This window comes from Nesterenkonia sp. PF2B19, assembly GCF_001758425.2.
Lineage (GTDB): Bacteria > Actinomycetota > Actinomycetes > Actinomycetales > Micrococcaceae > Nesterenkonia > Nesterenkonia aethiopica.
In genome coordinates this window covers 23,508-38,368 of the sequence record NZ_MDSS02000022.1, presented here as the reverse complement: position 1 = coordinate 38,368, position 14,861 = coordinate 23,508, and the positions used below count along the sequence as shown (strand labels likewise).

The 14,861-nt window shown below is 70.1% G+C and carries 13 protein-coding genes and 1 pseudogene; 7 read left to right on the top strand and 7 right to left on the bottom strand.

Annotation, left to right across the window (positions count from 1 at the left end; genetic code table 11):
- Nucleotide 1: 1 nt before the first annotated feature.
- Nucleotides 2-1,051: a CPBP family intramembrane glutamic endopeptidase gene (locus BCY76_RS08460; RefSeq protein ID WP_139827691.1), complete on the bottom strand. Its 1,050-nt coding sequence runs from the start codon at nucleotides 1,049-1,051 to the stop codon at nucleotides 2-4.
- Nucleotides 1,052-1,244: 193 nt separating this feature from the next.
- Nucleotides 1,245-2,030, bottom strand: a complete 786-nt coding sequence (locus tag BCY76_RS08455) for a methyltransferase domain-containing protein (RefSeq protein WP_070158540.1) — start codon at nucleotides 2,028-2,030, stop codon at nucleotides 1,245-1,247.
- 164 nt (nucleotides 2,031-2,194) lie between these two features.
- Between BCY76_RS08455 and BCY76_RS08450 the strand changes: the two genes are divergently transcribed.
- Nucleotides 2,195-3,688 carry a hypothetical protein gene (locus BCY76_RS08450; RefSeq protein WP_201791099.1) on the top strand — a complete coding sequence of 498 codons (1,494 nt, stop codon included), beginning with the start codon at nucleotides 2,195-2,197 and terminating at the stop codon, nucleotides 3,686-3,688.
- A gap of 380 nt (nucleotides 3,689-4,068) precedes the next feature.
- On the opposite strand, the gene BCY76_RS08445 is transcribed toward BCY76_RS08450, so the two are convergent.
- From BCY76_RS08445 to BCY76_RS08435, 3 genes are all read right to left on the bottom strand, one after another.
- Nucleotides 4,069-5,097 carry an NAD(P)H-dependent flavin oxidoreductase gene (locus BCY76_RS08445; RefSeq protein ID WP_237090051.1) on the bottom strand — a complete coding sequence of 343 codons (1,029 nt, stop codon included), beginning with the start codon at nucleotides 5,095-5,097 and terminating at the stop codon, nucleotides 4,069-4,071.
- Nucleotides 5,098-5,214: 117 nt separating this feature from the next.
- A complete protein-coding gene (locus tag BCY76_RS08440; RefSeq protein WP_070160332.1) occupies nucleotides 5,215-6,135 on the bottom strand; it encodes a DMT family transporter in 921 nt (306 codons plus the stop codon).
- 60 nt (nucleotides 6,136-6,195) lie between these two features.
- Nucleotides 6,196-6,570: a metal-sensitive transcriptional regulator gene (locus tag BCY76_RS08435; protein ID WP_070160334.1), complete on the bottom strand. Its 375-nt coding sequence runs from the start codon at nucleotides 6,568-6,570 to the stop codon at nucleotides 6,196-6,198.
- A 112-nt stretch (nucleotides 6,571-6,682) separates the two neighbouring features.
- On the opposite strand from BCY76_RS08435, the gene BCY76_RS08430 reads away from it, so the two are divergent.
- From BCY76_RS08430 to BCY76_RS08410, 6 genes and pseudogenes are all read left to right on the top strand, one after another.
- Entirely contained in the window at nucleotides 6,683-6,904 is a 222-nt protein-coding gene (locus BCY76_RS08430; protein ID WP_070160337.1) for a heavy-metal-associated domain-containing protein, read from the top strand.
- Nucleotides 6,901-9,234 carry a heavy metal translocating P-type ATPase gene (locus BCY76_RS08425; RefSeq protein ID WP_170922633.1) on the top strand — a complete coding sequence of 778 codons (2,334 nt, stop codon included), beginning with the start codon at nucleotides 6,901-6,903 and terminating at the stop codon, nucleotides 9,232-9,234. The genes BCY76_RS08430 and BCY76_RS08425 overlap by 4 nt, the downstream gene beginning before the upstream one ends.
- A gap of 137 nt (nucleotides 9,235-9,371) precedes the next feature.
- Nucleotides 9,372-10,388 carry a siderophore-interacting protein gene (locus BCY76_RS08420; protein WP_336582030.1) on the top strand — a complete coding sequence of 339 codons (1,017 nt, stop codon included), beginning with the start codon at nucleotides 9,372-9,374 and terminating at the stop codon, nucleotides 10,386-10,388.
- Nucleotides 10,346-10,444 (top strand): SIP domain-containing protein, encoded by a 99-nt coding sequence (locus BCY76_RS20370; protein WP_336582033.1) that lies wholly within the window; start codon nucleotides 10,346-10,348, stop codon nucleotides 10,442-10,444. Before BCY76_RS08420 ends, BCY76_RS20370 begins: the two co-directional genes overlap by 43 nt.
- Nucleotides 10,445-10,503: 59 nt before the next feature.
- Nucleotides 10,504-11,849, top strand: a pseudogene (gene rlmN / locus BCY76_RS08415) (23S rRNA (adenine(2503)-C(2))-methyltransferase RlmN).
- Nucleotides 11,850-11,893: 44 nt separating this feature from the next.
- The gene (locus tag BCY76_RS08410; RefSeq protein WP_070160338.1) at nucleotides 11,894-13,093 is read left to right on the top strand and encodes a pyridoxal phosphate-dependent aminotransferase; all 1,200 of its coding nucleotides are present in this window, start codon (nucleotides 11,894-11,896) and stop codon (nucleotides 13,091-13,093) included.
- Between the two features lie 37 nt (nucleotides 13,094-13,130).
- Here the strand turns inward: BCY76_RS08410 and erm are convergent, their stop codons facing one another.
- Both erm and BCY76_RS08400 read right to left on the bottom strand, forming a co-directional pair.
- Nucleotides 13,131-13,895 (bottom strand): 23S ribosomal RNA methyltransferase Erm, encoded by a 765-nt coding sequence (gene erm, locus BCY76_RS08405; protein ID WP_085437521.1) that lies wholly within the window; start codon nucleotides 13,893-13,895, stop codon nucleotides 13,131-13,133.
- Between the two features lie 350 nt (nucleotides 13,896-14,245).
- Nucleotides 14,246-14,674, bottom strand: a complete 429-nt coding sequence (locus BCY76_RS08400) for a VOC family protein (protein WP_070160340.1) — start codon at nucleotides 14,672-14,674, stop codon at nucleotides 14,246-14,248.
- Nucleotides 14,675-14,861: the final 187 nt, after the last annotated feature.

The following is a 14,861-nucleotide window of genomic DNA, read 5'->3' as shown; positions in this document are numbered from 1 at the left end:
GTCAGGCGCTCGCCGGGGCGAAGCTGCGGCGGCGGGTCAGCAGCAGCACGCCCAGCAGAGCGGCCGGCAGCAGCCAGCCGGACCAGCCCTGCAGGGTGGCCTGCCGAAAGTCGAGCTGTTCGCCGAAGGAGGTGAACCAGTAGGCCAGGATCGTCGCCGCGGTGATCATCGACTGGGCGAATGCGGCCGGCCAGACTGATCCTGAGCGCATGCGCAGCCAGGCCAGGACTCCGCCGATGATGATGCAGAAGACGATCATCAGCCCCATGGCCTGGAAGACGTCGGCCTGGTCGTAGAAGAAGCCGACGGCCAGCAGCGGCGCATACCAGAGTCCGTTGGCCGCCCCGGTGATCAGCACCGCGCGAGTGGTGCCCCAGCGCAGCTGCGCCCGGGGGAAGAACCAGCCGCGCCAGCCGATCTCCGCGCCCACATGGAGGAAGACGAAGCCGATGGCGGCGGCGAAGATGATCCCGGCCTCGACCATCAGGCCGGTGGCGATGAATTCGGTGGGGTCGTGGCCCAGACGCTGGCCCAGATCCTGGACGAAGACCGGCATGGACGGGTCGAAGGCGTAGACCCCCAGCAGGCCGCCGATCGGCAGAGCGGCCATGCTGAACGCGAAGAACAGCAGGATGCCCAGCACCGACCAGCTGATCAGTCGAGACACCGGGCGCAGCGGTGTGATGCCGAGCGCGTCGGTCACCGTCTGCGGCCGCAGGCGAGTGGTGATGTCGACGTCGGCCGCTGAGTCGTGCTCAGCGTCGTGCTCAGCGTCGGCGTCGGGCTCGGCCTCACGCGTCCGCGCCAAGTGGCCGTAGAGCACCTGGGCGGGCTGGCGCCGTTCCATCACGTGGACGGCCACGGCTGCCAGTGCGGGGCTGAGCATGAACAGGTTGAAGAAGATGTCCAGCGGTGCGGCGTGCCGGTCCGGCGCCTCCATCAGCACCAGGGGCAGGCCGATGAGCCAACCCAGGGCCAGAGCCAGGATCAGATAGGTGCTCATGATCACCAGCGGGGTCCGCGGAGTGGCCGGGGCGGTGCGTACAGGCACGCCGTCGGACGGCTCCTGGGCTGCCGGTCGGGTGTCAGGGGAGTGCTGCGACATGGGAGGCCTCACTGGTCTCACGGTCAGGGGAAGGTCCGGTCCAGCCCCCGATGATACGGGGTCTGGCTTGACGTCCTGACCGAGACGCAGAAGGCCTGCGCGGCCGCGCCCGGGAGTCCGAGCGCGGCCGCGACGCACATCACTGCGCTGGGCGACGAGCGATGAAGAACAGGCGACGGAACGGCAGGACCGTGCCGAGCGAGGTCTGCGGGTACGCCTCGCGCAGAGCGGCCTTGTACTCCTCGGTGAACCGGCTCAGCTCGGGCTCCGGGAGGGCCTGGAGCACCGGGCGCGCGGCCGCCGCGGAGATCCACTGGAAGACCGGGTCCTCGCCCTGCAGCACATGGTGGTAGCGGGTCTCCCAGGCTTCCACCTCCCAGCCGGGGCGGGCGACGTCGAGCATGTAGTCGGTCAGCGCGTGGGTCGGCTGGAGCAGGGAGTCCTGGTCGATATGGGTGGCATAGGGTTCGCGGGAGGCGAAGTCGGCCAGCAGCGAGTGGCTGGGTGCGCTGAAGTTCCCCGGGATCTGGACGGCCAGGGCCCCGCCGGGCGCCACCATGTCCAGGATGTGGGGCAGCACGTCCCGATGGTCGGGGAGCCACTGGAGGGCCGCGTTGGAGACCACGAGGTCCACCGGCTCGGGGACCTCCAGGTTCCGGATGTCCGAGCGGATGTAGCTGATGCGGTCGTCGTCGGTGGCCTCCCGGGCGCGGTCGAGCATCTCCGCGCTGGAGTCGACGCCGGTGATCGTCGCGTGCGGCCACATGCCGCGCAGTACGGGCATGCCGTTTCCGGGGCCGCAGCCCAGGTCCAGGATGGTCTCCGCCTGGGGGAGGCGGACGCGCTGGAGGAGGTCGATGAAGGGCTGCGTGCGCTCGGACGCGTAGGTCAGATACGCACCCGGGTTCCACTGGGTACTGGGCATGGCTGTCATTCTATGGACGCTGGTCAGCGGAACCGAGGGGCCGGGACACATTCCGACACCTGGTGGGTCGCCGCGCTCGCCTGCGGTGGGACGCGTCGTCACCTCGTCGTCACAAACTGCGAACGGTTTGCATCTATTGCGAGCGATTTCTGATAATGATTCGCATGAATAGGAATGCACTCACTCTGACCTCCCTGGCCATGGCTTCGGCTCTGGTCCTGTCCGCCTGCGGCGATGAAGGCGCCGCCACCAGCGACGAGGAGCTGGACACCGCCGCGCAGACCGAGGAGACGGATGCCGGTGACGAGGACGGTGCGCAGGAGGAGGACTCCGAGGACGAGCGAGTCGAACCGTCTGACAGGGAGACCCATGAGGCCGGCGGGCCGACGACTCGTCTGGCCGTGACCCATGACGGCGGAGTCGCCGTGCTCGACGGGGCGACCTTGGATGTTCTCGGAGACTTCGACGCCGAGGGCTTCGTGCGCGTCAACTCCGCCGGGGATGGCCGCCACTTCTTCCTCTCGGAGGGTGAGTCGTTCCGCCTGCTCGACGGCGGCACCTGGGGTGCTCCGCACGGCGAGCACAACCACTACTACACGACCGATCCGCTGCTGACGGACATCACCGTCGACGGTCCCGAGCCCGGTCACGTCGTGGCCCACGACGGCGTCGGTGCCCTGTTCTTCGACGGCAACGGGGAGATCCACAGCTACGACCTGGGCAGCCTCGACGCCGAGTCCGAGATCGAGGCGGAGGTGGCCGAGACCGAGGAGGCCCACCACGGCGTGGCCGTGGTCAACGCCGACGGTTCCCGTTTCGAGACCCTGGCCGATCGCAGCGGTGCCCGTTTCCTGGACGCCGACGGCGAGGAGGTCGCCCGCAGCGAGGAGTGCCCGGGGGTCCACGGTGAGGCCGCGCTTCCGGACCACACCATCGCAGTGGGCTGCGAGGACGGTGTCCTCCTGTTCGACGGCGAGGAGTTCACCAAGGTCGAGGCCGGCGAGGACTTCGCGCGGATCGGCAACCTCTTCCCCCACGATGACTCCCCGGTGCTGCTGGGCGACTACCTGCTGGATGAGGACCGCGAGGAGCCGATGACGGAGGTGGCCCTGGTCAACTCCGAGACGGAAGAGATCGTGCTGGCGGACATCGACGCCGCCTACAACTTCCGCTCCCTGGCGCGTGGCCCCGAGGGTGAGGCGCTGGTGATCGCCGAGGACGGGCAGCTGCACGTCATCGACGAGGAGACCGGCGAACACATCGACCACCTCCAGATCATGGACGAATGGACCGAGCCGGAGGAGTGGCAGGAACCGCGACCGGCCATCCGCGTGGTGGACGACATCGCCTACATCACCGAGCCGGACGCTCAGACGATCCACATGGTGGACCTGAACGAGCTGGAGATCATTCACGAGGCCGAGCTGGACTTCGCACCGAACGAGATCGCCGCGGTGGACGGCCGCCCCGTGGAGGGTGTGTCCGACGACTTCGAGGGCGAGCACGACGGTGACGAGGACGACGGAGACGAGGACGACCACGAGGGTCACGACCATGGCGACGAGGACCATGGCGACGAGGATGACCACGACCACGATGACGATGACGATGATCATGACGACCATGATCACGATGATGAGGACGATCACGACCACTGAGTCGGGCGTCCCTGATGGACTCGGGTGGTTCTGCCAGACCCGACACCGCTGACGGTGTCACGGACAGCGTCAGCGGACTCCTCCTGGCAGGTGCGAGATGGGGTGGCGCTGTCGCCGCCGGAGATTCTTGGGCGGATCTCCGGGCATGACGGCGCAGCGCATGACACCCCTGGCAAGGTAGGTGGGCGGCGGCCCGGTCACAGAGCATCAGCTCTGGGCCGGGCCGCCGTTCTGTCTGCGGGCTTCTGTCAGTCCAATTCAGCCAAGAGATCGTCTCTCAGTGACAGATCGTCGCCAGACTCAGGGACGATTTCTCAGGGGCGGACGATCCACGGGCGAGGAGCCGGGCGGAATCCCGTCACGGACGCCAGTTCGGGAGGTCAGGGCGTGAGGCGGGCGACGACGTCGGCGGCGGGCTCCTCCCGGCAGGCATCGGTGCGGGTGCCTGCCCACAGGCTCAGGTGCTCAGCATCTCCGGCGGCTGCCGCGGCCGCACGCAGCGGGGCGGTCAGCTGGTTCACCTGCGGATAGCCGGTCACCGCGTGTCGGTCCATCTGGTCGATGAACCGGTTGCGCAGGCCCCGCGCCGGCCGTCCGGAGAACGCCCGGGTCACCACGGTCTCCCGGCGTGCCGGATCCAGCACCGTCTCCCGGTGGGGCGCGCGGGTGCCGGCCTCGGACGCCGTGAGGAACTGGGTCCCCACCTGCACGGCCTGCGCGCCGGCGTCACACAGGGCGGCCACGTCCTCGGCCGTCCCGACCCCTCCGGCCCCGATCAGCGGCAGACTCGCCGAACCGCCGTCGCCGTCATCTCCGTCGCGGTGGCCCTCCAGCGCGCCGCGCACCGTGCGCAGCAGGTCGGCCGTGTCGATCGGGTCGGGATCGTCGTGCATGTCCAGCACCGAGCGGTGTCCGCCCGCCTGCTGCCCCTGCACCACCAGGCCGTCAGGCCGCAGCTGCGCAGCACGCAGCGCACCGGGCCGGTCGGCCACGGTGATCACGACGGCGGAGCCGACCTCCTGCAGTCGGCGCACCACCTCCGCCGCCGGGAGGCCGAAGGTGAAGGAGACGACGGCGACCGGCCGGGAGACCAGCAGCTCCACCTTGGCGGGGAAGTCGTCATCCGACCATGCGGGAACCTCAGGAACCTCCGCGCCGAGGGCATCCGCCACCGGGCGCAGAGCGGCTCGGTACCCCTCCAGTGCGGCGGCCTCGGCGGTGTCCGGGTCGGGTACGAACAGGTTCACGCCCACCGGCAGAGGCGCGACCGGCAGAGGCTCGACCGGCAGGGCCCCGTCCGGCGAGGCAGGGGAGCTCAGGAGCTCCCGGGTGCTGTCCAGCTGGGCGGCCAGCGCGGCGGCAGAGAGGTTGCCGGCGGCCAGCTGGCCGAACGCACCGGCGCGGTGCACCGCGGCGCCAGCGCGGCGTCGCCGGACCGCCGGCCATCGGGGCCTGGAGGATGGGGGAGCGCAGCTGGCTCAGCAGCCGCTGAAGTCGGGTGCTCATGCCGCCGAGGCTACCCCTGGTCAGCGCCGATCCACAGCAGATGACTCCCGGCCCCGCCGTCTCCGATGGGAGGCGAGGGACGCCCACCAGGCGCCCAGGATGATCACCGCGCAGCCGGTCAGCTGGATCGGTGACGGCGTCTCTCGCAGCAGCACTGACGACAGCCCCAGGGCGAACACTCCGGGCAGCAGCAGCAGAGTGGAGGTCGCGGTCTCCGAGATGCCGGTCATGCCCACGTTGAGGCACCAGAACACGACCACTTGGCCCACGAACGCCAGGGCCAGCAGCTGGCCCCACGTGCCAGGTTCGGCGGGCCAGTGGGCGTCTCCGGTGATCACGGCGCCGACTCCGGCCGCGGCTCCGGCTGAGAGGCACACCAGGGCGAGGACCGTGAACGGTGCGGGTTTGGTGGTCGCCGGTGCCGTCCGACGGATGACCGCCAGGTAGATCGCATAGGCGGTGCCGGCGGCCAGTCCGGCCAGCACTCCGCCCAGCTGGACCCCGCCGACGTCGAAGGTTCCGGCGGTCATCGCCACTCCGGTGAGCATCAGCGGGATGATCGCCGCCAGCTGCGGCATGGGCCGTGCGCGCTCCACCAGCCAGGCGATCAGGGGCAGGGCGACGAGTTGGATGTTGAGCAGCACGGTGGCGATGCCGGGACCCACCAGACCGATGGAGGTGTTCCAGAAGCTGTAGTCGATCCCCAGGGCGAGTCCGGCGATCAGCGCACCGATCACCGTCCGTCGGGGCAGTGACGCGGCCCGGTCCACGCGACGCAGCTCCCACAGCGCCAGGGGCAGCAGCATCGGGACGGCGAGGAGGCATCGCAGGGAGGCGATGACCAGGGGGTCTGCCGCGATGGTGGAGATCAGCAGTGAGGTGCCGCCGAGGGCGAAGGTCCCGGCCAGGAGGAGCAGCGTGCCCTTCAGCGGAGTCACCATGCGGTCAGTGTGGCACACCGGTGCCGGTGCGCTTGAGCGCTGTGACGGGGGAGCGGCTCGTCAGGACTTGACCAGGCGTCGGATGGCGTCGGAGGCTTCTTTGAGCTTCTCCTCGCCGTCGGCGCCTCCCTCGGCCACAGCGCCGGCGACGCAATGCTTCAGGTGGTCGTCCAGCAGGGCCAGGCCCACGTTCTCCAGGGCGGAGGTCATGGCGCTGATCTGGGTGAGGATGTCGATGCAGTAGGTGTCGTCCTCGATCATCCGGTGGATGCCTCGAGCCTGTCCTTCGATGCGGCGCAGTCGTGAGAGGTATCGGGACTTGTCGGACATGTATCCGTGATGGGTGTGTTCGGCGTGCTCGCGGGGTTCGGGAGTCGCCGTGCTGTCGGTGCCTGCCGTGCCCTCGCTGGGGGCGGCGGTCGTCGTCTCGCTCATCGGTCATGGCCTCCTTATGTGACGAAAGTGTACTGGAGAGGGGTATACAATTGTACCCCCTAGGGGTATAGTTGCCGGCATCGGATGATCACTCACGTCACGGAGGAGCACCATGGCCACCACCCTGCAGTACACCGTCACCGGCATGACCTGCTCGCACTGCGAGAGTGCCGTCCGGCAGGAGGTCGAGGCCCTCGACGGCGTCCAGGGCGTCGAGGTCAGCGCGGCCAGCGGCACGCTGCGCCTCACGGCTGAGGACCCGGAGCGGGTCTCCGACGACGCCGTCATCGCCGCCGTGGACGAGGCCGGATACGAGGCGGTGCGCGCCTCATGACCGATGCCTCCGGATCTGCGCGCACTGCGCCGCCGCACAGGGCTGAGAGCTCCGACGGCGTCGAGCGACTGGAGCTGGAGATCGGCGGGATGACCTGCGCCTCCTGCGCGAACCGCGTGGAGAAGCGCCTCAACCGGCTCGACGGCGTCACCGCCTCGGTCAACTACGCCACGGAGAAGGCCTGGATCAGCGGCGAGAACGTCGAAGACCGCCAGGACTTCGTCCAGGCTCTCATCGCCGCCGTCGAGAAGACCGGCTACACCGCTGAGCTTCCTGAGGAGGATGAGTCGGAGGAGGACGAGCGCGCCGACCGCGAGCTCCGCGGGCTGAAGCGTCGCCTGGTGATCGCCGCCGTGCTCAGCGCGCCCGTGGTGGTCTGGGCGATGGTCCCGGTCACCCAGTTCGACGGCTGGGGGTGGGTCTCCCTGGTGCTGAGCCTGCCGGTGGTGCTGTGGGCCGGATGGCCCTTCCATCGGGCCGCGGCCCTCAATGCGCGGCACGGCATGGCCACCATGGACACGCTCATCTCCTTGGGGACCTTGGCGGCGCTGATCTGGTCGCTCTACGCGCTGGTCTTCGGCACGGCCGGAGATCCCGGAATGCGCCACGAGTTCAGCCTCTTCCCCGAGCATGTGGACGGCGCGGCCAACATCTACTTGGAGGTCGCCACCGCCGTGACCGCCTTCCTGCTGCTGGGCCGCTATCTGGAGAAGCGTTCCAAGCGGCAGGCCGGGGCCGCACTGCGCTCGCTGCTGCGCATGGGGGCCAAGGAGGTCTCGGTGCTGCGCGCAGCTCAGGAGGTCCGCATTCCGGTGGAGCAGCTCGCCGTCGGGGACGAGTTCGTCGTCCGACCCGGCGAGAAGGTCGCCACCGACGGGGAGATCGTCCGCGGCGTCTCGGCAGTGGACATGTCGATGCTCACCGGGGAGTCCATCCCCGTGGAGGTCTCACCGGGCAGCCCGGTGGCCGGAGCGACCGTCAACACCTCCGGGCGCCTCGTGGTGCGGGCCACCCGCATCGGAGCCGACACTCAGCTGGCCCAGATGGCGCGCCTGGTGGAGGAGGCCCAGTCCGGGAAGGCTGAGGTGCAGCGGCTGGCGGACCGGATCTCCGGGATCTTCGTGCCGGTGGTGCTGGTGATCGCCGTGATCACCCTGCTGGCCTGGCTGCTGATCGGACACCCCGCCGAAGCCGGGTTCACCGCCGCCGTCGCCGTGCTGATCATCGCCTGCCCCTGTGCCCTGGGGCTGGCCACCCCGACCGCGTTGCTGGTCGGCACGGGCCGGGGTGCCCAGATGGGCATCCTCATCAAGGGGCCCGAGGTCCTGGAGTCCTCGCGGACCGTGGACACCGTGGTGCTGGACAAGACCGGCACGGTGACCACCGGCTCCATGCGGCTGACGGCGATCCACTCGATCGGCGCTCCGGAGACGGAGCCCGAGCCGGTGACCGACGCCGACCATCGGCTCCTTCGCCTGGCCGGCGCCTTGGAGTCCTACTCCGAGCATCCCATCGCCCGCGCCGTCACGGCCGCGGCCCGGGAGACCCACGGGGAGCGGGACGGCTCCCTGCCCGAGGTGGAGGGCTTCCGGAACCATGAGGGTCGCGGCGTCTCCGGCCAGGTCCAGGGGCGTGACGTCTGGGTCGGGCGGCGCAGCTTCCTCGCCGAGCAGGACGTGGACCTGCCGGACGAGGTCCTGGCGATGTGCCGCCGCGTCGAGCGCGAGGGGCGGACGCCCGTGCTGGTCGCCGTCGACAGCGCCTTCGCCGGCGTGCTGATCGTCGCCGACGCAGTCAAGGAGACCTCAGCGGAGGCGGTCTCCCAGCTGAAGGGGCTGGGGCTGACTCCCGTCCTGCTGACCGGTGACAATACGGGGACCGCCGAGCGCGTGGCCGAGGAGGTCGGCATCGCTGAGGTCATCGCTGAGGCGCTGCCCGAGGACAAGGTCGACGCCGTGAAGCGTCTGCAGGGCCAGGGACGCACGGTGGCGATGGTCGGCGACGGCGTCAACGACGCCGCCGCCCTGGCGCAGGCGGATCTCGGCATCGCCATGGGAACCGGCACCGATGTGGCGATCGACGCCGCCGACATCACCATCATCCGAGGAGACCTGCGCAGTGTGGCCGACGCCGTGCGGCTCTCCCGGAAGACGTTCACCACGATCCGTTCGAATCTGTTCTGGGCGTTCCTGTACAACACGGCGGCGATCCCGCTGGCCGCGCTGGGCCTGCTGAACCCGATGCTCGCCGGGGCGGCGATGGTGCTCTCCTCGTTGTCCGTGGTCGGCAACAGCCTGCGGCTGCGCGGGTTCCGTGCGCGGGCCCGGTGAGCGGGTCCGGTGACAGCGGCGTCACAGTCGGTTTCGTCATTGCGAAGTTCGCTAAAGGGCGTCTACTGTGGTGAGGCGAACCTTCCCTGATGGCTCGATCGAGCGCATCGGGGTCGCCCCGACCTGTGGAGGATCCCATGAGCGCACAGCCGGTCGATGTCGCCGAGGCGACACCCGCCCGCCCGGAGATCCGTGCCGTGGAAGGCTCGGGTCGCCGCGCCACGGCGCCGACCGTGCCGACCGACGGGTCGACGGCCGTGGCTCGCCCGATCCCGGCGACCCGTGCGTTCCGGACCACGGTCGCCGACGTCGTACGGCTCAGTCCCCATTTCATCCGGGTGACGGTGACCGCTGAGGACCTCCGCCACTTCTACACCGGCGGGCTGGACCAGCGGATCAAGGTCTTCCTGCCCCGTGCCGACGGCGAGTATCCGGAGATCGGGCTCTTCGCCGACCCGGCCCCCACGATCATGGAGTGGTACCACCGCTGGCGCGAGCTCGACGACGCGGAGCGCAATCCCATCCGCACCTACACGGTGCGCGCGATCCGTCCGGAGCAGCGCGAGATCGACATCGACTTCGTGGTCCACGACACCGAGGGTCCGGCCTCCGCCTGGGTGAGCGCCGCCCGTCCCGGTGATGAGCTGATCGTCATCGGCCCGGACGGGCGCTCCGATGAGGTCGGGGCCGGCATCGAATGGAACCCCGGCACCGCCCGGGACGTGCTGTTGGCCGGGGATGAGACCGCCGTGCCTGCCATGTGCGCGATCCTCGAGTCCCTGCCGGAGGGCATCACTGGTGAAGCGTACCTGGAGGTGCCCAGCAGCGAGGACGCCCTCGAGGTCACCACCCGCTGCGGTGTCACCGTCCACTGGCTCGGCCGCGACGGTGCGCCTCTGGGGGAGCGGCTCACCGCGGCCGTCGAGGACTGGGCGCGCCGCCGGGAGGAGATCTTCGCCGCCCGGCAGGCCGCCTGCGAGCCGCGCGCGCCGCCGTCGGTGCCCCGGACACCGGCGAGCTGCCCGAGGTCAGCGAGGACGCCGTGCTCTGGGAGGTCGCCGACCCCGAGGGATTCCGGGAGTACGCGTGGCTGGCTGGAGAGGCCGGCGTCATCACCGGTCTGCGCCGCCACCTGGTCAAGGGCATCGGCATGAGCCGCAAGCAGGTCTCCTTCATGGGGTACTGGAAGGCGGGCCGCGCCAGCGCCTGACCCGTCCCCCTGGCTCATCCCCTGACCCGAGGCCGCCCCGGCATGGGACACTGGTGTCGATGTCGACTTCACCGAAGAACCCGGAGACGCCGCGCGCGGCCGCGGCGCAGCGCCCCACCCGTGCCGACGATGCCCGCCCTCAGGTCCGGCCCAAGCCGGAGGGGTGGAAGCAGCCCATGGGTCCCGACGGGCGCCCGCAGCTGCAGTTCGCCCAGTCCGCACGTGTCACCCAGCCGCCCAAGCACCTGGCGGACATGAGCCTGGAGGAGCGCATCGCTCGCGCCAAGGAGCTGGGCTACCCGGGCTTCCGGGCCAAGCAGCTCTCCGTGCACTACTTCCAGCACTACACCTCGGACCCCTCAGAGATGACGGACCTGCCGGCGGCCACGCGGGAGGCGATGGTCTCCGAGTTCCTGCCGCCGCTGCTGACCGAGGTCCGTCGGCTGCGCACCGACGACGGCGCCACCATCAAGTTCCTCTGGCGGCTCTTCGACGGCGCCTGGTGGAGTCGGTGCTGATGCGGTACCGGAACCGCATCACCCTGTGCATCTCCTCCCAGTGCGGCTGCGGGATGAACTGCCCCTTCTGCGCCACCGGCCAGAACGGGCTCACCCGCAATATGTCCACCGCGGAGATCGTGGACCAGATCGTCCAGGCGAACCGGGCCATCGCCGCCGGAGAACTCGACGCCCCCAGTGCGGCGGAGATCGCCGAGGAGCGGGACCACGCCGGCCTCGGTGAGGAGACCGACTTCGCCGAGGAGGGGCCTGAGCCTGCCGCGGGCGGGACGCAGCGCACCGGTCCGCAGCGGGTCTCCAACATCGTCTTCATGGGCATGGGTGAGCCGCTGGCGAACTACAAGCGGGTGATGAATGCGGTGCACCGGATGATCGATGACGCCCCCGAGGGCCTGGGGATGAGCGCCCGGGGCATCACCATCTCCACCGTCGGCCTGGTGCCGGCGATCCGGAAGCTGGCCGATGAGGACCTGCCGATCACGTTCGCCCTGAGCCTCCACGCCCCCGACGACGAGCTGCGCGACGAGCTCATCCCGGTGAACTCGCGCTGGAAGGCCGACGAGGCGATCGATGCCGCGTACTACTACTACGAGACCACCGGCCGGCGGGTCTCCATCGAGTATGCGCTCATCAAGGACATGAACGACCACGGCTGGCGCGCGGACCTGCTGGCGGACAAGCTCAACGCCCGCGGGCGGGGATGGGTGCACGTGAACCCGATCCCGCTGAACCCCACCCCGGGCTCCATCTGGACGTCCTCCGAGCCGGAGGTCATGCAGGAGTTCATCGCACGGCTCGAGGCCAAGGGTGTGCCCACCACGCTGCGGGACACCCGCGGCAAGGAGATCGACGGCGCCTGCGGCCAGCTCGCCGCCGCCGAGGACTGAGCACGCACCGCTTCACCGCGGCTGCGGCCGATAGGCTGGCGGGCATGAAACCGTCGCAGCGCTCCGAGGTCCCCGGCTTTCAGGTGATGAGCATCCTCGCTCAGATCGATGCCCTGCGCGCGCAGGGCCGCGACGTCGTCTCGCTGACCGCCGGCGAGCCAGGCTCGGGCGCTCCTCCGGCGGTCAATCGCGCCGCCGCGGAGATCCACGCCCAGGGCACGGTGCTCAACTACAGCGCCGCGCTGGGGATCCGGCCGCTGCGGGAGGCCGTGGCCGCCCACTACGCCGACTGGTACGGCGTCCAGGTCGACGTCGAGCGGGTGGCCATCACCACCGGGTCATCCGGGGCGTTCCTGTTGAGCTTCCTGGCGGCCTTCGACGCGGGCGACCGCGTGGCGCTCGCCCGGCCCGGCTATCCCGCCTACCGGAACATCCTGGCCAGCCTCGGCATCGAGGTGGTGGATCTGGACTGCGGCCCTGAGGTCCGCTTCCAGCCCACCGTGGAGCTCCTGGAGCAGGCGGCGGCCGACGGCGGCCCGCTGTCCGGGCTCATCCTCGCGTCCCCGGCCAATCCCACCGGCACCATGATCGGCCGTGAGGAGCTCACCTCTCTGGTGGACTGGTGCCGGGAGCAGGACGTGCACCTGGTCAGCGATGAGATCTATCACGGCATCACCTATGGAGGGGCCGGTCCGGCCACCGGTCGCCCGTCTCCCGGGGTGAGCGCACTGGAACTGACCGACGACGCCGTCGTGGTGTCCTCGTTCTCCAAGTACTGGGGCATGCCCGGCTGGCGCCTGGGCTGGGCGGTCCTGCCGGAGCATCTGGTGGATCCGGTCTCGCGGCTGGCCGGCAACGTCTCCCTGTGTCCGCCGCACGGCTCCCAGTTGGCCGCCGTGGAGGCCTTCAGCTCGGAGTCGATGGATTTCGCCGGAGCACAGGTGGAGCAGTACGCCTCTGCCCGTCAGCTGGTGCTGGACCGGCTGTCGGAGCTCGGCTGGGGCCAGCTGGCGCCCGCCGACGGCGCGTTCTACGTCTACGCGCACATCGGCGAGCACCTGGCGGAGTTCGGGGACTCCCCGGCCTACTGCCAGGCGGTCCTGCAGCAGGCCGGGGTGGCGATCGTCCCCGGCACTGACTTCGATCCCGTGACCGGTCACGAGTGGGTGCGCCTGTCCCTGGCACCGGGGCCGACCGCCGTCGCCGAGGGTCTCGACCGGATCGTGGCCTTCCACCGCGGCTGAGCCCAGGGTCGACCGACTGAACCCTGCGCTGACCGAGTCAGGGGGCCCGCCGCCAGAGGGCGGCCCACTGCTCAGCAGTCAGACGGCCGGGGGCAGCATCGCGACGCACCCCCGCAGCGCCCAACAGCGGGCCCACCTCGCGGCGTGACAGTCCGAGGCCGTGCTGCAGGATCTGCCCCATGCCGCGGCCCGGTCCGGTGAACGCCCGGTGGACGAAGGCCGCATACGCTCTCCGGTCCGTGTGGGGGACCAGAGGGCGCTCCCGCCGTGCGATGGTCAGCAGTCCGCCGTCCACGGCAGGGCGGGGTCGATACGCCGACGCGGGGATCCGTCCCTCCAACCTGAATGCGTAGTACGGGGCCCATTGGGCGGTCATCATGGTGGATCCCCCGACGCCGGCACGTCGGCGGGCGACCTCCCATTGGGTCATCAGCACGGCATCGGTCCAGCCGGGGGCATAGAGCAGCCGCCGCAGGATCGCCGTCGTCAGGTGAAAGGGGAGGTTGCCGACCACCACGTGGGGCTCCCGGGGGAGACGGTGGGTGAGGAAGTCCCCTTCGACCACCCGGGTGCGTCGGCCGGTGCGCTGGTCCAGACGCCGGGCCGCGCGGGTGTCGATCTCCACTGCGGTGAGGGGGCGTCTCAGCGTCTGCAACGGCAGGGTCAGGGCGCCGTCTCCGGGGCCGATCTCCAGGATCGGGCCCTCGGTGCGGGCGACGAGCGCCACCACGGTCCGGATGGCGCGGGGGTCGATGAGGAAGTTCTGGCCGTGTTCGTGACGGCTGTGGGCATAGGTGTGCACAAGTGATCTCCAGATCGCGCAGGGATCACGCTGGGCAGCACGAGGCGCCGCGCAGCGTGGTGGTCAGCTGCGGCGGCGGGAGAGCATCAGGGACTCGTCCGGGTCACCAGGGCAGGGCTGCCGACGGCGCGCGGGCGCGCAGGCAGGCAGAGGCCAGCGGTGGACTACGGGAAGAGACGGAGCTCGAGGGACGCCTAGATCAGCGCCGAGCGCGGACGTGCCGCGACCACGCCTCGAGGTTCAGCTGCTCATCGCCGCTGAGCCCGTGCGGGGACGGGCCACGGCGATGATGTAGATGGCGTTGAAGGAACCCATGGGCATGAGGATAGCAGAGGCCGGTCTGGGGCTGATCAGCCTTGCGAGGCGGTCTCGGCGGTGTTGAACATCCAGGTGACCCCGAACCGGTCCTTCAGCATGCCGAACCGGTCACCCCAGGGTGCGCGTTCCAGCGGCATGAGGACCTCGGAGTGCTCGCTCAGGTCGTTCCACCAGCGTTCGAGCTTCGTGTTCTCCGAGGCGTCGGGCTCGTTGACGCTGAGCGCGATGGTGCCCAGCCCGTTGCTCTCCATCCCGGGCGGCAGGTCGGAGGCCATCACGTGCAGGCCGCGGTCCACGAAGAGCGAACCGTGCATGATGCTGTCCTTGTTCTGGTCGTCGACCCCCATGCCTTCGCCGTAGGTGAGCATGCCCAGCTCTCCGCCGAACACGGCATGGTAGGTCTCGAGCGCCTCGCGGGCGGTGCCGGGGAGCTGCAGGTAGGGGGTCAGCGCGACAGCCATGATGGAGCCTTCCTCGCAGGGTCGGGGCCGCTCGGGCCTCGAGTCACAGGTGGTGTGGGTCCGTACCGCGACGGCGGATGCCGAGAGACTCGGTCGGGTTCCCGCCGGCCGCGGAGGGGCCTGTGCCTGTCATCGTGCTCCGGTTCGCACGCGAGGGGAAGGGCCGCTCGCCCGGGGTTCGAGATCC